This window comes from Archangium violaceum (genome assembly GCF_016859125.1).
GTDB lineage: Bacteria > Myxococcota > Myxococcia > Myxococcales > Myxococcaceae > Archangium > Archangium violaceum_A.
Genome location: NZ_CP069338.1, coordinates 12030453 through 12046713, shown reverse-complemented (window position 1 = coordinate 12046713; position 16261 = coordinate 12030453). Strand labels below are relative to the sequence as shown.

At 68.7% G+C, this 16261-nt stretch carries 16 protein-coding genes, 1 tRNA gene and 1 pseudogene; 7 read left to right on the top strand and 11 right to left on the bottom strand.

Annotated elements, in window-relative coordinates; translation table 11 throughout:
- Positions 1–173 precede the first annotated feature (173 nt).
- Entirely contained in the window at positions 174–380 is a 207-nt protein-coding gene (locus tag JQX13_RS50830; RefSeq protein WP_108073985.1) for a cold-shock protein, read from the top strand.
- Between the two features lie 154 nt (positions 381–534).
- On the top strand, positions 535–897 hold the full coding sequence (locus JQX13_RS50825; RefSeq protein ID WP_203406571.1) for a cupin domain-containing protein: 363 nt from the start codon (positions 535–537) through the stop codon (positions 895–897).
- Between the two features lie 153 nt (positions 898–1050).
- Here the strand turns inward: JQX13_RS50825 and JQX13_RS50820 are convergent, their stop codons facing one another.
- The 4 genes from JQX13_RS50820 to JQX13_RS50805 all read right to left on the bottom strand — a co-directional run bounded on the left by JQX13_RS50820 (position 1051) and on the right by JQX13_RS50805 (position 3307).
- The gene (locus tag JQX13_RS50820) at positions 1051–1362 is read right to left on the bottom strand and encodes an immunity protein TriTu family protein (RefSeq protein ID WP_203406570.1); all 312 of its coding nucleotides are present in this window, start codon (positions 1360–1362) and stop codon (positions 1051–1053) included.
- Complete coding sequence (gene sitA5 / locus JQX13_RS50815) at positions 1359–2669, bottom strand: SitA5 family polymorphic toxin (RefSeq protein ID WP_430384134.1); 1311 nt, start codon at positions 2667–2669, stop codon at positions 1359–1361. Before sitA5 ends, JQX13_RS50820 begins: the two co-directional genes overlap by 4 nt.
- Before the next feature lie 46 nt (positions 2670–2715).
- Positions 2716–2919 (bottom strand): hypothetical protein, encoded by a 204-nt coding sequence (locus JQX13_RS50810; RefSeq protein ID WP_203406568.1) that lies wholly within the window; start codon positions 2917–2919, stop codon positions 2716–2718.
- 315 nt (positions 2920–3234) lie between these two features.
- Positions 3235–3307: transfer RNA gene (locus JQX13_RS50805), tRNA-Ile, on the bottom strand.
- 88 nt (positions 3308–3395) lie between these two features.
- Here JQX13_RS50805 and JQX13_RS55115 point away from each other — a divergent pair.
- Positions 3396–3593 carry a hypothetical protein gene (locus JQX13_RS55115; protein ID WP_239014367.1) on the top strand — a complete coding sequence of 66 codons (198 nt, stop codon included), beginning with the start codon at positions 3396–3398 and terminating at the stop codon, positions 3591–3593.
- Here JQX13_RS55115 and JQX13_RS50800 read toward each other — a convergent pair.
- The 5 genes and pseudogenes from JQX13_RS50800 to rpsU form a co-directional block, all read right to left on the bottom strand.
- A pseudogene (locus tag JQX13_RS50800) lies at positions 3503–3751 on the bottom strand (MGMT family protein); the annotation flags it as partial. The gene JQX13_RS55115 and the pseudogene JQX13_RS50800 overlap by 91 nt on opposite strands.
- A 144-nt stretch (positions 3752–3895) precedes the next feature.
- Positions 3896–6067 carry an RNA polymerase sigma factor RpoD gene (rpoD, locus tag JQX13_RS50795; protein WP_203406567.1) on the bottom strand — a complete coding sequence of 724 codons (2172 nt, stop codon included), beginning with the start codon at positions 6065–6067 and terminating at the stop codon, positions 3896–3898.
- A gap of 89 nt (positions 6068–6156) precedes the next feature.
- On the bottom strand, positions 6157–8022 hold the full coding sequence (gene dnaG / locus JQX13_RS50790) for a DNA primase (protein ID WP_203406566.1): 1866 nt from the start codon (positions 8020–8022) through the stop codon (positions 6157–6159).
- 279 nt (positions 8023–8301) lie between these two features.
- Positions 8302–8763, bottom strand: a complete 462-nt coding sequence (locus JQX13_RS50785; protein ID WP_203406565.1) for a GatB/YqeY domain-containing protein — start codon at positions 8761–8763, stop codon at positions 8302–8304.
- A gap of 88 nt (positions 8764–8851) precedes the next feature.
- Positions 8852–9046, bottom strand: coding sequence for a 30S ribosomal protein S21 (gene rpsU, locus JQX13_RS50780; RefSeq protein ID WP_002621505.1), 195 nt, complete (start codon positions 9044–9046; stop codon positions 8852–8854).
- A gap of 121 nt (positions 9047–9167) precedes the next feature.
- On the opposite strand from rpsU, the gene JQX13_RS50775 reads away from it, so the two are divergent.
- Together JQX13_RS50775 and JQX13_RS50770 are read left to right on the top strand one after the other, a co-directional pair.
- On the top strand, positions 9168–10766 hold the full coding sequence (locus JQX13_RS50775; RefSeq protein ID WP_203406564.1) for a HEAT repeat domain-containing protein: 1599 nt from the start codon (positions 9168–9170) through the stop codon (positions 10764–10766).
- 67 nt (positions 10767–10833) lie between these two features.
- Positions 10834–11748, top strand: coding sequence for a GGDEF domain-containing protein (locus tag JQX13_RS50770; protein WP_203406563.1), 915 nt, complete (start codon positions 10834–10836; stop codon positions 11746–11748).
- 3 nt (positions 11749–11751) lie between these two features.
- On the opposite strand, the gene JQX13_RS50765 is transcribed toward JQX13_RS50770, so the two are convergent.
- Complete coding sequence (locus tag JQX13_RS50765; protein WP_203406562.1) at positions 11752–12669, bottom strand: GGDEF domain-containing protein; 918 nt, start codon at positions 12667–12669, stop codon at positions 11752–11754.
- Between the two features lie 76 nt (positions 12670–12745).
- Positions 12746–13789, bottom strand: a complete 1044-nt coding sequence (locus JQX13_RS50760; RefSeq protein WP_203406561.1) for an asparaginase — start codon at positions 13787–13789, stop codon at positions 12746–12748.
- Positions 13790–13859: 70 nt separating this feature from the next.
- Between JQX13_RS50760 and JQX13_RS50755 the strand changes: the two genes are divergently transcribed.
- A complete protein-coding gene (locus JQX13_RS50755; RefSeq protein ID WP_203406560.1) occupies positions 13860–14840 on the top strand; it encodes a DsbA family protein in 981 nt (326 codons plus the stop codon).
- A gap of 7 nt (positions 14841–14847) precedes the next feature.
- Positions 14848–16260 carry a DUF4388 domain-containing protein gene (locus JQX13_RS50750; protein ID WP_203406559.1) on the top strand — a complete coding sequence of 471 codons (1413 nt, stop codon included), beginning with the start codon at positions 14848–14850 and terminating at the stop codon, positions 16258–16260.
- The last annotated feature ends 1 nt before the right edge of the window (position 16261 follow it).

The following is a 16261-nucleotide window of genomic DNA, read 5'->3' as shown; positions in this document are numbered from 1 at the left end:
AGGTACGGGGGGGGTGTGAAGCGCGCGCCCAGTACTTATGAAGAAGTGTGAAGGTCCCAGAGGAATGTGAGGAATGGGGGAGGCATGTGGACCGTTACCTCTCCCAACTGCCCTGGAGTTCAGGGCGGTGTTCGTCAGTCCGTAGAAGCAGAACGCAGAAAGCAGGGATGTACATGGCAACTGGTACCGTGAAGTGGTTCAACGACGCGAAGGGCTTCGGCTTCATCGCGCCGGACGCGGGTGGCGAGGATGTCTTCTGCCACCACTCCGCCATCAACATGGATGGCTTCCGCTCCCTGGCCGAGGGCCAGAAGGTGGAATACGAAGTGACGCGCGGCCCCAAGGGCCTGCAGGCACAGAACGTGCGTCCCGCCAGCTAAGGACTCCGAGCCACGGCCTTCGGGCCGTGCCTTCGCGCCCGCTCTTCCCTTCGAGGGGGGAGCGGGCGTTTCCTTTGCGGGGTTCGCCCCGTTCTTCCCTCCTTACCTTGTCCGGCAAAGACAACGCGACGCCAGCGTCCGCGAAGGAGACGAGATGGGCGACACCAGCGTGAAGAAGGTCGACTCGCAGTTCTCCCCCAGGGGAGAGATGGGGCAGAAGTACCTGGCCGGAGGCATCCGGGTCTCCATGCGCCTGTGGGAGAACGAGCAGCCCGCCGAGCCACTGCCCGCCACCGTGCGCGATTATGAGACGGTCGGCTACGTCATCAAGGGCCGCGCCGAGCTGCACCTGGAGGGACAGGTGCTGCTGCTCAACCCGGGAGACTCGTGGCTCGTGCCGAGGGGCGCCAGCCATACGTACAAGATCCTTGAGCCCTTCACTGCGGTGGAGGCCACCAGCCCGCCGGCGGCCGTGCACGGGCGCGACGAGACGAGCCGCGAGCAGGCCAAGGCCTGAGAGCGGAAGCGCGTGGGGAAGGGGAGTGGGCCCTCCTGGATTCGAACCAGGGACCAATCGGTTATGAGCCGGGAGGGAGCGGGTTGGCAGGGGCTCGCAGCCCCTGTCACCGGCTCGCAACCTGCGGAAGGAACTGGGGTTCCTCAAGAAACCCTACGCCCCCGCCTCCAGTTGCTCGAAGAACTCTCTCAGCTCGCTCGGAGGTGGGACTTCAGCGAGCGACACACCATCTCTTTCAAAAACGAAGTCACCCGATGGGAGATCCATGACCGCCATGTGGGCGGCTCCATCGTCCCATACGGTCAATTCACCCAGACGCTTTCCATGCTCTACTCTCAATCGGGTCGAGGCCCTGGGAGTCTCGTGGAAATCGAACTCAACGGTCGCGCCCGACCTCTTGAGCGCCTCGCTCTTCGTGCGCAGCCATCGAACAAAGTCGGCGAATGACCAGGTAGCGTTGCTCATGGAACAGTGACTCGAATGTTTGTTGCAGGCGGCATCTGTGTGGGGACTGCGAATCCCTTGGCCGCAGCAGCCCGTGCCTCGAGTGAGCCAGGTCCAAACACCCGTCCCCACCCATTCACGGGGTCATGGATACGAAGCTGACTTGTGGGAACATCAAACTCCACAAAGTGGGTGCTCTGTGGCGGAGGCCTGAACGCAGAAGCATTGGGCGGAACCGTCACGTGGGTGGCACCGGCGCCGTTGAGCGGAGCCTGCACGTGCCCGCTCTCCAGCATCGCCTTGTACTCGGCCTCAGACATCCACCGGCCAACCCGGGTTGTTCCCGTCTCATTCGTGGGCAGCCCTGTCAGGCTACCCTGCTTCGAGGGGGGTGCTCCGCCGCCCGGCCCCATGGCCATGGTGGCTACGGCGGTAGGCGCCAGCCCCACCACCAGTTCCTGGGTCCCCAGCGCCACGGTCCCCACCTGCCCGGCCGCCTCCAGCCTCACCCCCATGCGTGCCGTGGAGGCCGCCGCCGCTTGAGGGAAGCCGGGCAACTTGGGCCCTTTGGTCAGGAAGCTCGTCTGGCCCGCGATGGCTGCCGTCGCCAGCAGGAGGAGCACTCGCATGCCGTTGTCCCCCAGAACCCGACCATAGCGGCGGCCTGCCTGCCCCAACTCCTCGGTGGTGGTCGCACGCTGGGAATCCTCCAGCAACTGCCACCCGGCTTTCATCATGGCCCATACCGGGCCCATGCCCAGGTATGCCACCAGCCAGATCGTGAGCACAGCCGCGAGCCCCTTCGTCAAAGGATCAGGGAGCAGGAGCGTCACGAGGTATGTGCTCAGGGCCGTGTAGACCATCACTTTGAAGGCGAGTGGATCCAGGAACTCGCTGATGGGCACTGTAGCCCCCTCCCACACGGAATCCATGGCGTACGAGAGTGCCAGCCGCAGGCGTGCCAGCGTTTCTGGAGGTGGCGCGTTCTTCGGTAGCAGGAGGCAGCCGTCTGGAGTCTCCGAGGGCGCGCACTGGCTCAGGAGCATGTGTTGGGCCTTGTCCTGCGACCCTCCCCAGGAGGCGAGCACCACCCGGCCCTGCCGCTGCGGTGGTGGAGCGAGGGTCAGAGGCATGTGCACCACGAGAGCCGTCAGGGCTTCAGCAAATTCCTCCTGGCGGATCTCCACCGGTGGGGGCTCGGCGGCTGGTGGGGTGTAGACGATGGGCGGACCCTGACCCGTGTCGAGGCGAATCTCGGGCCGGGTCACACAGTTCGTCAGCCAGGGCAACACCAAGAGCAGCCCGAGTCCACTCCACGTATGACGCATAGGCTTCTCCACACGCCTTGATAGGTTGGGAGCACGGGACAGGAATCTACAGGGCGTGTCTGACGTGGGCGGCCGGGGCGATCGGTCTGCGCGCTTGGAGTGTGTTGAGCAGCATGCGGTGCGAGCGCCGCTGGACGTGCGTCAGCACCGTGCTCGTGCCCGGAGTGATGCGTGCCGTGGTGCGGCCGGTGGGCCCGCCGATGTTCACGATGTGCGAGGTGGCGGAAGAGCTGGCCGTCTGCCGGGCCACGGTCTACGCGCTCCTGAAGTGCGGGGAACTGGAGCGGGTGTGGGTCGGACGTTCCATCCGCATCCCGGCCCGTCGCGTGAGGCACTCCTCGCCCACCATCACGGCAGGGGTCTACGGCCACCTCGACGTTGACGACATGCGCGCGGGCCTGGAGCAGCTCAGCTTCCAGCCAGCCGAGGCGCCGGTTGCCGAGGTGCTCCCGCTGGCCGTGGGCGGCCCGCATGGTGCGCCGGTGGTGCGGAACTCGGAGGGGGCGGGATTCCGCTCCCGCGCCTCAGCGGAAAATCCCGAGGCGCGGGGCGGGGTTACGGGGAGTGGGCCCTCCTGGATTCGAACCAGGGACCAATCGGTTATGAGCCGACAGCTCTGACCGCTGAGCTAAGGGCCCTCGAACCACGCCAGCACGGCGCCGAGGCACTGTGCTGACCGGGGAAGTATCGCGCACCCCGCGCGCGCGCAAGGGGGCGCCCGCAGTGATGCTCAGCGCCGCACGCGCCAGGGGGGGGCCCTCTCCGTCCAGGCGCACCCCCTCGGCCTTCAGCCGCCGGGCCTGCTCCACCGCCACCGCGGGTGCCAACGTCCCGTCCGCGCGGATGACGCGCCACCAGGGCACGTTCTCCATCGTCTTCAACTCCCGCCCCACGCCGCGCGCCGCCCCCGGCCGCCCCGCGTAGAGCGCCACCTGCGCGTACGAGCGCACCTCCCCCCGCGGAATGGCTCGCACCGCCCGGCGCACGGCCTCGGGGAAGGGGAGGGGTCTGGCCGGGCCCGTCGGCTTCTTCCGCTCTGGTTTCTTCTCCGTCCTGCTCGCGGTCTTCCGCTTCGCCGGCATGAGGCCTCCCCTTCCGCTCACGAAAAAGCCCCCGGTCCTCGGTGGGAACGGGGGCTTCTTCCTACTTCATCCGGGCTGACTCACGGAGCGACCTGGTGGGGCGGATACCCTCACCCCGACCCTCTCCCAGGGGGAGAGGGAGGGTCAGCTCTCCACGAAGGAGCGCAGACGCTTGGAGCGGCTCGGGTGACGCAGCTTGCGCAGCGCCTTGGCCTCGATCTGCCGGATGCGCTCGCGCGTCACCTCGAAGTCCTGGCCCACCTCTTCCAGCGTGTGGTCGCTCTTCTCGCCGATGCCGAACCGCATGCGCAGCACCTTCTCCTCGCGCGGCGTGAGCGTGGCCAGCACCTTCCGCGTCTGCTCGGCCAGGTTCATGTTGATGACCGCGTCCGACGGCGACACCAGGCTCTTGTCCTCGATGAAGTCGCCCAGGTGGCTGTCCTCTTCCTCGCCGATCGGCGTCTCCAGCGAGATGGGCTCCTTGGCGATCTTCAGCACCTTGCGCACCTTGTCGAGCGGCAGCTCCATCTTCTCCGCGATCTCCTCGGGCGTCGGCTCGCGGCCGATCTCCTGCACGAGGTAGCGGCTGGTGCGGATGAGCTTGTTGATCGTCTCGATCATGTGCACCGGGATGCGGATGGTGCGGGCCTGGTCCGCGATGGCGCGCGTGATCGCCTGGCGGATCCACCACGTGGCGTACGTCGAGAACTTGTAGCCGCGCTTGTACTCGAACTTGTCCACCGCCTTCATCAGGCCGATGTTGCCCTCCTGGATGAGGTCCAGGAACTGCAGGCCGCGGTTCGTGTACTTCTTCGCGATGGACACCACCAGACGCAGGTTGGCCTCCACCAGCTCCGTCTTGGCGCGCTCGGCGCGGCGCTCACCCAGGCGGATGGCGTCGTAGTTGCGGCGCAGCTCCTCCACCTCGAGGTTGGCCTCCTCCTCCACGCGCTTGATGTTGCGCGTGGACGTGCGCACGTCGCGCTCCAGCGCCTCGAGCTGCTCGGCGGTGATGTTGAGCTTGCGCTGCGCCTTCTTCATGGCCTCGGGGTCTTCCTTGGCCTCGCGCAGCAGCTCGCGCAGCGTGTCCATGGGCACGCCGTAGCGGCGCTCGATGTCGCGCAGCTCCGCCTCCGCCTTCTCCACGCGCTCGATGAGCCCCTTGAGGTTGGCGACGATGCGGTCCACCTGCTTCTTGTTGAGCCGCATCTCCTCCAGGACCTCCATCATCTTGGTCCGGAGATCCTTCACCTCCTGCTTGAGCTCCTTCTTGCGCACCTCGGTGAGCTTCTTCTTGCCGGCGAGCTCCGCGTCCAGCGCCTCGCAGTCCTTGGCGAACTTGCGGATGCGCTCGATCTGCTTGTTGATCTGCTCGATCTTGTTGAGCTCGCTCTGGGCCAGCTGCTGCGGCTGGGCCTCGCCGTCAGCGCCCTCCTCGGAGACCTCGGCCTCGGCCTCCTCGCCCTCACCCTGGGCCTCCTCGGGCGCGTCCTTGATGACGTCGCGCACGCGAAGCTTGCCGTTCTTCAGCTTGTTGCCGATGTCGAGGATCTCCACCATGGCCACGCGGCAGGCCAGGAGCGCGCGCAGGACTTCCTTCTCGCCCTCTTCGATGCGCTTGGCGATCTCCACCTCGCCCTCGCGGGTGAGGAGGCTCACGCTGCCCATCTTGCGCAGGTACAGACGCACGGGATCGTTGGACTTGCCACCCGGCTCGTCGTCCTCGTCCTTCTCGTCGTCGTCGGCCTCGGCGCGCTCCTCCTCCACCGCGACCGTGGGCTTGATCTCCGTGTTCTGGGCGGCCTTCTGCGCGTCGACGATCTCGATGTCGTTGTCGCCGAACATGCTCATCACGTCGTCGATCTGATCCGACGACACGATGTCCGCGGGCAGGGCGTCATTGACCTCGTCGTAGGTGAGGAAGCCCTTCTCGCGGCCGGCGGCCAGGAGATCCTTGACCTCCTTGCGGTCCGCGATGGGCTCCTCGTCCACCTCGTCCTCCACCGCGTCCGGATCGACCTCGACCGCGGCGGCCGCCTCTTCCGCGGCCTCCTCGGGATCGATGTCGCCGTCATCCACCTGGGTCACCGCCTTGCGCTTCTTGAGCGCCTCGGTGGCCTTCTCCGCGGCGGCGGTCCTCTCGCTCCGGTCGGACTTGTCCGCCTTCTTCGCGGAGGCCGGGGCGGCGCTGGCCTCGGCGCTCTCAGTTCCCTTGGCCGAGGCTTCCTCCGGGGACTTCTTCTTCTTACGGATCTCCGGGGCCACCTTCTTCTTGGGCTTGACGGCCACCTTCGAGGAGGGCTTCTGCGTCGGCATTCGGGTACTTCTCCTTAGAAAAACAGGGGCTTGGCCTGGAGCGAGCCGGCCGATCTATCGCAAAGTAGAGGATTCTTACAAACGCGAACTCAAACCGGTTGCATTGGTGCCTTTGTTCCCGGGGGAGGCGGGCGGATTTCCTCCTCCACGCGTTTCTTCAGGGCGAGCAGTTCGATGCGCTGGGCAAGCAGGCGTCGGGTCTCCTCGGAGAGGTCATGTGCGCCGGCCGTCTGACGGGTGGCGCGCTCGATGTAGGAGAGCTGCTCGCGGATGCGGCGGAGGATGAGGTTGCGGCAGACGAGGAGGAAGGTGTGTTCGAGCGCGGAGCCGCCCTCGGGCAGCTGGCGCCAGGCGCCCTCCAGGGCGCGTTTGACGGTGTCGTGGGCCTCGAAGAGGGCGTCCTCGGTGCCGTGGCCGGCGGTGGCGTGGGCGAGGGCCAGGCGCAGGCCGGGGTGGGACAGCTCGTCGCAGACGCGGAAGGCATCCCGGGCCACCAGCCGGGGCTCGCGCAGGGCGGCGGCCACGTACAGGGCCTCCAGTGCGTCCGGGGGCTTCACGGGGACCTGGCGGGGCGCGGGGGCACCCTGGGAGGCGGAGCCCCGGGCGGGCGGCTGACCGGGACGGCCCTGGCCCTGGGCGGGAATCTGTCCCGGCTTGGGCACGGGCTTCACCGGCGGGGGCGCCTTGCTGCGCAGCGAGGCCTCCAGCTCGGCCGCGGGCAGGCCGCACCAGATGCTCAGCGCGGAGAAGAAGGCCGAGCGCACCAGCCCCACCGGGAGCTGCGCCGACACGGGCTTGAGCCGCTCCAGGGCGGCCATCTTCTCCTCGAAGCTGGCCTCCTTCCCCTGGGGGAGGAGGGTGAGGAAGACGTGATTGGTGAGGGGCCGGGCCTCGGTGAGCAGCCGCTCCAGGCCCGCGCTGCCCTCGCGGCGGATGAAGGTGTCGGGGTCGTCGCCCTGGGGCAGCAGGGCCACCTTGGCGGCCGCTCCCGCGGCGAGCAGGGGGCCGGCCAGGCGCTCCACGGCGGCCAGACCCGCCTGATCTCCGTCCAGCAGCAGGAAGAGCTCACGGGCCTCGGCGCGGCCGAGCACCTTGAGGTGGCCCGGGGTGAGGGCGGTGGAGCACAGCGCCACCGTGTGCTTCACCCCCTCCTGGTGCAGGGCGATGCAGTCGAAATAGCCCTCCACGAGCACGGCGGCCTTGCGGCGGCGGATCTCATCGCGCGCCTGGTCCATGCCGAAGAGCGTTTCACTCTTGTTGTAAAGCCGGGACTCGCGGGAGTTGAGGTACTTGGGGCCTTCCTCCGCGTCCACCAGTCGGCCGCCGAAGGCGATGGGGCGGCCCTCGGGGGCGCGGATGGGGATGATGAGGCGGCTGCGGAAGAAGTCGAAGTAGCCGTCGCCCTTCTGGCGCTTGGAGATGAGGCCCGCGTTGAGGCCCCATTCGATCATCCCCGCCTTGCCCAGCTTGTCCGCCAACGAGGTCCACGCGGCCGGGGCCCAGCCCAGGCCGAAGCTCCGGGCGGTCTCCTCGGAGATGCCGCGGCTCTCCAGGTAGGCGCGGGCGCGGCGTCCCTCCTCCTCCCACAGCAGGGCGCGGAAGTGCTCGGCCGCCAGGTCGGTCACGTCCTTGAGCTGCTGCCGCTCCCGGGCGGCTGGATCCTGCGCCGCCTCCAGGTCCACCCCCACCTCACGGGCCAGATCGCGCACCGCGTCGAGGAACGTCTTTCCCAGGTAGCGCTGGACGAAGGACACGGCGTCGCCGCTGGCCCGGCACCCATGGCAGAAATAGAAGCGCTTCTCGGGGACGACGTAGAAGGAGGGGGTCTTCTCCTGGTGGAACGGGCAGCGGCCCTTGAATTCGCGCCCGGCCTTCTTGAGCTCCACGTAGCGCGAGACGAGCCCCACCAGGTCCACCCGCTCGAGGACTTCCTGGATTTTGTGCTCGGGGATCATGAGAGCCACCCCCTCCGCCCGGCGTGGCCGGACCCCCATGGTCCGCGCACCGGCCCCAGCGGACGAGTATGGGTCATTCCCCTGACATGCGCGATACGCCCGCACGAAGGACGGCGGATGTAGGTGCGGCTCGGGTGGGCGATGTGGAGATGAAGGGCCATTTCGGCGCGTCGGAGCTACCCGGGAAAGTGGGTAGGAAGACGACCGGACTACCCTTAATGGCCGATCAGCGACCGGGCAAGTTCAAGACCCGCCCGGCGCCGTTCGAGGCCAGAGACCTCAGGACAGCTTGGAGAGCTGGTTCTTCACTTCCTCGGAGATGGCGCGGCCCTCGGCGCGGCCCTGCAGCTTGGGCGTGAGGAGCTTCATCACCGCACCCATGTCCTTGGCGCTCTTGGCGCCCGCCTGGGTGATGGCGGCCTCCACCTCGGCGCGGAGCTCGTCCGGGCTGAGCTGCTTGGGCAGGTAGTTCTGGAGGACGGAGATCTCCGCCTCCTCCTTCTCGGCCAGCTCGGGGCGGCCGCCGGTCTTGTACTGCTCGATGGAGTCGCGGCGCTGCTTGATGAGGGTACCGATGACCTGAAGGATGGCGGCCTCGTCGAGAGGGCCGGTGGCGCCGGGCTCCACTTCCTTGTACTTGATGGCGCTCTTGAGCATCCGCAGGACGCTGGTGTTCAGCTCGTTCTTCGACCGCATCGCGTCCTTGAGGTCGGCATCGATGCGCTCTCTGACGGTGGCCATACAGGGCTCCAGAATGTGTGGGAAGGGTGCTACACGGACGGGAGCCGGGGCGCCGGACTGACGCGGCCCCAGCTCCCGGACGGGGCGGCTAGTACGTCTTGCGCGCCTTCTTCACCGCGCGCTTCTTGGCCGCGAGAGCCTTCTTCTTCCGCTTCACGGAAGGCTTCTCGTAGTGCTCGCGCTTGCGGATCTCGGAGAGGATTCCAGCCTTCTCGGTGGCCTTCTTGAAGCGCTTGAGAGCGCTCTCGATGGACTCGCCGTCCTTGACTCGAATGCCGGGCATTGACTGTCACCTCCTTCCGTGTGCCTGCAAATGTAAGGGGCGCCGATATGACGCAGCGGGCATGAAAACGCAAGGATGCCCTCAGAAAAGGATGTAACGGGTGGGCTAAAGTGGACCCTCCGTGAGCCCCGCACTCCTCCTCGTCCTGCTGTTGTCGGCCGGCCAGCATGGTGGCCAGGGAGCGATTGGTTGCTGGAGGTCCTGCCAGCGGCATGTGCAGGACCAGTCCCTTCGCACCCGGGTCTGCCAGTCCTGCGTCACCTCCGGCCGCGCCGATTCCTGGGTGCTGGAGCTGGCGCGGGTGAAGCCCGGTCCCGCGTCCCGGGCGGCCCTGCGCTCGGCCCTGACGGACCCCGAATGGCGGGTACGGTGGGGGGCGCTGAGGGCCCAGGCGAAGGCCCAGGGTCTGCTCGAACGCCGGGTCCTGGCGGACTGGGTGGCCGAGGCTCCGGCCAGGGACGAGGTGCTCGCCTGTCTCACCGCCGCGCGGATCGCCGCCGAGGAGGGCCAGTCCACGGCCTCCTTCCTGAAGGACGCGGGGGCGAAGGGGGGGGCGGCCGCCGCCCGTATCTGGGCTCGCCGGGAGGCCATCCGGGATGCCCTGGAGGTGGAGGTATACGCGCAGGAGGCCTCGGTCCGGGGAGAGGCGCTCCTCCACCTCGCCACCTTCCTGGGTCGAGCTCCGGCCCGGGTTCTGCTGGAGGCCATGGCCCGCCGCCCCGAATCCGGTGATGGGATCGCCGCCTCCGCGCTCCTCCGGGTGGCGGAGAAGCAGGGCGGCTCGGTGGGTCGGATGCTGGTGTTGGAGGCGAAGCCGGAGGATCGGGTCCTCATCAACCGGCTCTTCGCCGTCTACTCCCAGGACATGGAGCCGCTGCGCAAGGGGCTCGGTTCCCTCGACGTCGCGGAGCGGCGCGCCGCCGTGCAGTCGCTGCGGTCCTATGGTCCGCTGGCGCAACGCGAGCTGGAGCGGGTCCTGGGAGACACGGAGGTCTCGGTGCGCCGGTTGGCGGCCCGGGGGCTCGCCGAGTCCGAGGGCCTGTCCCTGATGGAGGTCGCGGGCCGGCGCATCCGTGCGGACGAGGTCCCCCTGGCCACCCGGCGCGTGTGGTTGGAGGTGGCCGCGACCGACAAGGGGTGTGAGCCCTTCCTCCTGGACGTGGCGAACGACACGCGGCTTCTCGCGGACGTGCGGGGCGAGGCGGTCGCGTGGCTCGCCGAGTGCGAGGGCCGTGCCCGGCCCCGTTTCCAGGTGCTGTCCACCTTCCTGCGGGACGCGCAGGCGCTGGTGCGGGCGGGGGCGGTGCGGGCGCTCGCCAGACCTCGCTCGCCGGAAGGAGACGCCGCCGTGGGTGCCGCGCTCGGGGACTCCGCGCCGGAGGTGGTGGTCGCGGCTCTTGGCGTGGTGGGCCAGCAGCGTCAGCGGGTGCAGGGGGAGACCGCGGTGGCCCTGCTCGATTCCCAGCACGCGCAGGTGCGCGAGGCCGCCGCCCGTGCGCTGGAGCAGCTCGGCCGCGCCCAGGACGTGAAGCCCCTCGCCCGGACGCTGCGGGAAGACGGCGTGGCCTCGGTCCGGGTGGCCGCGGCGGAGGCCCTGGGCTCCCTGGGCGGCCCTTTCGCCGCCTCCGCGCTCAGCGAGGCCCTGGCCAGGGATCCGGACTCCCACGTCCAGCACGTGGCGCGACGGGGACTGGTGCGGTTGGGGTTCAGACCTCCCTGAGGCCCGCTCGGCTCCCTTGCGGAGATTTCAGGTACGTCAGTATGGTTTGAGGTCTGGAGAGGTGGTCATGAGGATTACACGAGCCCTCGTCATCGAACCGGCTGCGGCCGGGCGTCGCAAGCTGAAGGAGGGACTGGAGAAGGCGGGACTCGAGGTGTCCGCCGTGGCCGAGTGGGAGGAGGAGCCGGGCCGGGCCCAGGTGGTGGTTTTGGGGCCCTCGGTGGAGCGGGCGGCGCAGGTGGCGCGCACGGTGCGCAAGCGGTTGCCGCAGGCGCTCGTGTTGGCGGCGGGGGAGTCGCACGGCAAGGCCGGCTTCGCGGATGGCGTCCTTCCCCTCCCTGTCTCCCCCAGGGATTTGAAGGTGCGCCTGCCCGAGCTGATGAAGCTGCGGACGCTCTCGCGAGGCACGCCGGTGCGCAAGGGGAGGGCCGCGCCCGCTTCCGAGCCGGTGCGAGCCTCGGGCGAGGGGCTGTTGGATCCGCTCACCCAGTTCTACGTCTTCGCGCACTTCAAGGACTTCGTCTTCGTCGAGGTGAAGCGCTCGCGGCGTTACGGCCTGCCCCTGGCGCTCGCGCTGGTGGCCTTCGATCCGCTTCCGGTGAAGGGGGACCGCGCGCTGCGAGAGCAGCTCCACGGAGGGCTGGCGCTCGCCATCCGGCGCTCGCTGCGGGACACGGACTTCCCGGTGCAGTACTCGGCGGACCACGTGCTGCTGCTGCTGCCGCACACGGACCTGGCCGGGGCCCACACCGTGGCGCGCCGCGTCTGCGAGCGCGTGGCCCGCTCGAGCCTCTCCTTCGATGATCAGCTCCTCCGCCCCACCGTGTCCGTGGGCCTGGCGGCGCTCGCTCCGGGGAGGGAGGTGTCCTTCGCCGACCTCGTGCGTCAGGCGCGCGGCTCGCTGGACCTGGCCCGGGAGGCGGGTGGCAACCGCGTGGAGATGCTCGCGGAGACGCCGGGGCTGGAGTTCGAGGGGACGTGAGCCCTACGGACCGCTGATGGCCTTGCCGTCCACGCGGTTCCGGCCGGCCCGCTTCGCGCGGTAGAGGTACTTGTCCGCCGCGGAGATCAGCTCCTCCGCCTGCGCGAAGTCCGAGTCGTGCAGCGTGGCCACGCCCAGGCTGATGGTCACCTTGATGGGCGTGCCGCTGAAGATGAAGTCCGTGCGGTCCACCGCCTGGCGGCAGCGCTCGGCGCAGGACAGCGCCTGCTCCTCACCCGACTCGCGCAGCATGAGGGCGAACTCCTCGCCTCCGTAGCGCGCGAACAGATCCTCGGTGCGGATGGTGTCGCTGACGCGCTGCGCGATGCGCGTCAGCACGTAGTCGCCGGCCGGGTGCCCGTACACGTCATTGATCTTCTTGAAGTAGTCCACGTCGAACATCACCAGGGACATGGGCTCCCGGTGGCGCAGGCAGTACGCGAACTCCTTGCGCAGCGTCTCCATGAAGTACTTCTTGTTGTACAGGCGCGTCAGGCCGTCCCGCGTGGCCGACTCGTAGATGCTGCGCTGGTAGGCCTCCTCGAGCTGATCCTGGATGGAGAACTTCAGGACCGTGTTGGAGCCGATCTGGATCTTGTCGCCATCGTAGAGCGGCGCGGCGTTCACCTTCAGCCCGTTGAGGAACGTGCCATTGGTGCTGCCCAGGTCCACCAACTGGAAGCGGCCATCGCCGAGCGACACCACCTTCGCGTGCTTGCGCGAGATGCCATCGTCCTCGACCTGGAACTGGGCCTCGACGCTGCGGCCGAGCACCGACTCGGACCGGTCCAGCTTGAACATCCGGCCGATGCCGGAAGCGGACTTCGCGCTGATGACGATGAGGTACGCGCTCTGCTGCTGAGGCGCGGCTGACCCCAGCAGGTCCGAAATCGAATGGACGGCGGTCTTCTCGTCGGACATCGTGCCCCCCATCTTATGGGTCGAGGATTGGTACCAGCAAGCAGGCCTCGAGCCGGACGCCCAGGGATGGTCTCTCTTAACGCGCGCGCTTCGACTTTTTGGCCGGTGTCTCCTGAACAGCGGGCGCCCGCTCGGTCATCTCCCCGACAATTGGCGTCTGGATGAAGCGGGCCAGTGCCTCCCTGTCCCGGTGGTAGGCGAGGCCCTGCATCAGCTTCACCAGCGCGGCCGAGGGCGTCATGTCGCCCCCGCTCGAGGCGCCTTCCGCGAGCGCCGCCGCCCCGGACTCGTAGAGCGTGAGGTCCACCCCGTTGCGGTAGGCCTGGCTCACCACCACCACCGGCACTCCGCGCTCGCGGGCCTCCCGGAAGAGCGGCAGGAGCGAGCGGCCGAGGCGGGTGTCGAGGGGATAGTTCCCGGCGCCATAGGCCTCCACCACCAGGCCACGCACATGGGGCAGCAGGGCCAGGGGCAGCGCGGGATCCAGCCCCGGGAACACCTTGAGGAGGAAGACGCGCGATTCCAGCTTCTCGCGCAGGCGGAAGGGGCCCTTCTGTCTCAGACCGGGAGCGAAGGTGGCATCCACTCCCAGTGTGCCCAGCAGGGGGAAGTTGGGGCTCTCGAAGGCGTCGTACTCGGACACCTTCACCTTGCGGGTGCGGTTGCCGCGGTAGAGGTGGGAGTCGAAGCAGATGCTCACCTCGGGCGGGCCCTGGAGGGCGGAGAGCACCGAGTCGATGAGATTGAGCCGGGCGTCCGTGCGGATTTCACCCAGGGGCCGCTGCGAACCCGTCATCACCACCGGCTTGGGCAACCCCGGCAGCATGAAGGAGAGGGCGCTCGCGGTGTGGGCGAGGGTGTCCGTGCCGTGCGTCACCACCGCGCCGTCGAAGTCCGGCAGCCGGCGGTAGAGGTGCTCGGCCAGCCGGCTCCACAGCTCCGGCTGCATCTCCGAGCTGTCCAGGTTGGAGAAGAGCTCCAGCTCGATGTCGGCGAGCTGGAAGAGCTCCGGGCAGCGGGACTTGAGCGTCTTGAAGAAGGCCGCGGGGCGCAGCGCGGACGGCCGGCCACCGGCCATCCCCAGCGTGCCGCCGGTGTGCAGCAAGAGGATTCTGGGCATATCGCGGGGCACCTCCCTGGCAGAGCCGGGGTTGCTTTACAAGCCTCGCGCGCATGGCTAAGACCGGCGCGTGCTCCCCGACCGCCGCAACCGTGTCCTCCTCGCGCTCACCCTGGCGCTGACGGGCCTCGCCTGCTCCAAGAGCTCCGAGGCGGCCAGCCCCGCCCAGCCCGCCGCGCCGAAGCCCTCCACTCCGGCCCCGGCCCAGCCGCCCCCGGCCGGTGCGCCCTCCTCGGGAGCTTCCGCCCTCGCTGGCATCCCGGGCATGGATTTCTCCGCGCTGCCGCCCGCCGCGCAGCGCGAGCTGTCCACTGTCTTCTCCGATGAGTTCTGCTACTGCGGCTGCCCCCACACCCTGGGGCAGTGCCTCAAGGGCCACACCGGCTGCCAGCACGCCAAACGCATGGCCCGGCTCGCCGCCCGTCAGGCCTCCGCCGGAGTGCCGGCCTCGGAGATCATCGTCGCCCTGTCCGAGTACTACTCCGCCTTTCGCGCGCCCCGGAAGACGTTCGACGTGGATCCGCGCATGTGCACGGGCGACGCCAAGGCTCCGGTGACGCTGGTGGAGTTCTCCGACTTCGAGTGCCCCTACTGCGGCAAGGCCCGCCCGGTGCTCGAGTCCTTCGCGAAGAAGAACCCCACCAAGGTGCGCTTCTGCAACATCCCGTTCCCGCTCCCCATGCACCCCAACGCGGTGCCCGCGGGCCAGGCCGTCCTCTGGGCGCGAGACCAGGGCAAGTTCTGGGAGATGCACGACGCCCTCTTCGAGAACGCGCAGAACCTGTCCCAGGCCACCATCGTGGGGCTGGCCAACAAGCTCGGGCTGAAGGGCGCGGAGCTGCAGAAGGCGCTGCAGGCTGGCACCTACGCGAAGGAGCTGGACAAGTACAAGTCGATGGGCAACGCGGCGAACATCCGCGGCACCCCCAGCCTCTTCTTCAACGGCCGTTTCTTCGACCTGCAGATGGGCCTCTCCGAGGAGACGCTCAACCACACCCTGGAAGACGAACTCGAGTGGCGCGCCAACAACAACGCGTGGGCCGCTGACTGACGGTGACATGAGCCAGCGCTTCCGCATCGACGGCACCCAACTCGTTCCCGACGAACGGCCGGGGACGCAAACCCAGCAGCCACCAGCGCTGGCGGGCCGCACGGGCTCGTACGTGCTGCAGCCGACCTCTCCGGACCTGCTCGTCTTCTCGCGTTCGCCCGCCGAGGGCGGCTCGCTTCCCACCCCGCGCGTGGTGCTCTCCGGTGACGCGGCGGGCTTTCCTGTCTCGGACCTCATCGCCTTCCTCAGCCAGGCGCGCTGGAGCGGCGTCGTGCGCGTGCATTCGCCCGGAGGCGAGCGCTCGGTCATCCTGCGCGAGGGCGAGGTGCGTGGAGCCACCTCGGACGTGGCGGCGGACCGGCTCGGCGAGGTGCTCGTCCGGTTGGGCTACCTGGATCGTCCCCAGCTCGAGGCCGTGCTGCGCGAGCACCCGCCCTCCAAGATTGGCCGCGCCCTGGTGGAGCGGGGCCTGCTCCAGGCGCACGATCTCTTCAAGTGCGTCACCCACCAGGTGAGTGAGATCTTCCACGCCATCGTCCTGTGCCGCGAGGGCAGCTTCTTCCTCGTCGACCAGCCGGTGGAGGACAAGCTCGGCCACAACATCCAGCTGTCCACGCAGAGCCTGCTGATGGACAGCATCCGGAAGATCGACGAGCTGGCGCACTTCCGCAAACGCATCCCCCACAGCCGCCTCTACGTGCTGAAGAAGGGGATGGCGAACGCCAAGCTGGAGCCGGACGAGGACAAGGTGCTGGCCCTGGTGGATGGCCGCCGCACGCTGCTGGACCTCGGGCAGGCCGCCCGGCTGTCCGAGTTCGACGTCACCAAGGTCGTCTACGGCCTGCTGGAGGGCGGCTTCGTGCAACTCTCCGACAAGCCCCTGGGCGGCACGGCGCAGTCCCTCTCCGGCATTCCGGCGGTGCGCCCGAAGACCTTCATGGGGATTCCCGTGGTGCGGCCGTCCTCCACCGGCATCCCCACGGTGCGCCACTCGCAGTCGGGGCTGCGCGCCATCACCACGCCTCCGGTGCCGCCCCCGGTGGTGGACGTGCGCGACGTGGTGCGCGTCTTCAACCGCATCTTCCGGGAGATCGCCACCGAGGTGTCCAAGCAGGGCCTGGCGCGCGAGTTCATCGCCTCGGCCAATGCCGCGCTCTCGGGACAGGCGCTGTCCTCGTCGCCGGTGCTGACGGGGCTGGCCTTCGCGCCAGACGGGAGCCTTCCGGACGCGAAGCTGCTGGATGCCTACGATCAGAACCGCGCCCTGTTGGGCACGGAGCCGCTGGTCGCCTTCCGGCAGGCGCTCAGCGACGTGATGTTCTTCCTCCTCTTCCAGGCGGGGGAGCTGCTCGAGTCGCGCGCGGACGAGGACCTCGCCCGGCGCGTGAAGGACATGCTCGCCGCGCTCGGCGGGTCCTGAC

Bases quoted from the DNA above. Each gene is read 5' to 3' on its own strand.
- JQX13_RS50750 (WP_203406559.1), top strand. From the start codon at position 14,848: ATGAGCCAGCGCTTCCGCATCGACGGCACCCAACTCGTTCCCGACGAA.
- JQX13_RS50830 (WP_108073985.1), top strand. From the start codon at position 174: ATGGCAACTGGTACCGTGAAGTGGTTCAACGACGCGAAGGGCTTCGGC.
- rpsU (WP_002621505.1), bottom strand. From the start codon at position 9,046: ATGCCCGGCATTCGAGTCAAGGACGGCGAGTCCATCGAGAGCGCTCTC.
- JQX13_RS50785 (WP_203406565.1), bottom strand. From the start codon at position 8,763: ATGGCCACCGTCAGAGAGCGCATCGATGCCGACCTCAAGGACGCGATG.
- sitA5 (WP_430384134.1), bottom strand. From the start codon at position 2,669: ATGCGTCATACGTGGAGTGGACTCGGGCTGCTCTTGGTGTTGCCCTGG.
- rpoD (WP_203406567.1), bottom strand. From the start codon at position 6,067: ATGCCGACGCAGAAGCCCTCCTCGAAGGTGGCCGTCAAGCCCAAGAAG.
- JQX13_RS55115 (WP_239014367.1), top strand. From the start codon at position 3,396: ATGCTCAGCGCCGCACGCGCCAGGGGGGGGCCCTCTCCGTCCAGGCGC.
- dnaG (WP_203406566.1), bottom strand. From the start codon at position 8,022: ATGATCCCCGAGCACAAAATCCAGGAAGTCCTCGAGCGGGTGGACCTG.
- JQX13_RS50825 (WP_203406571.1), top strand. From the start codon at position 535: ATGGGCGACACCAGCGTGAAGAAGGTCGACTCGCAGTTCTCCCCCAGG.
- JQX13_RS50770 (WP_203406563.1), top strand. From the start codon at position 10,834: ATGAGGATTACACGAGCCCTCGTCATCGAACCGGCTGCGGCCGGGCGT.
- JQX13_RS50820 (WP_203406570.1), bottom strand. From the start codon at position 1,362: ATGAGCAACGCTACCTGGTCATTCGCCGACTTTGTTCGATGGCTGCGC.
- JQX13_RS50760 (WP_203406561.1), bottom strand. From the start codon at position 13,789: ATGCCCAGAATCCTCTTGCTGCACACCGGCGGCACGCTGGGGATGGCC.
- JQX13_RS50765 (WP_203406562.1), bottom strand. From the start codon at position 12,669: ATGTCCGACGAGAAGACCGCCGTCCATTCGATTTCGGACCTGCTGGGG.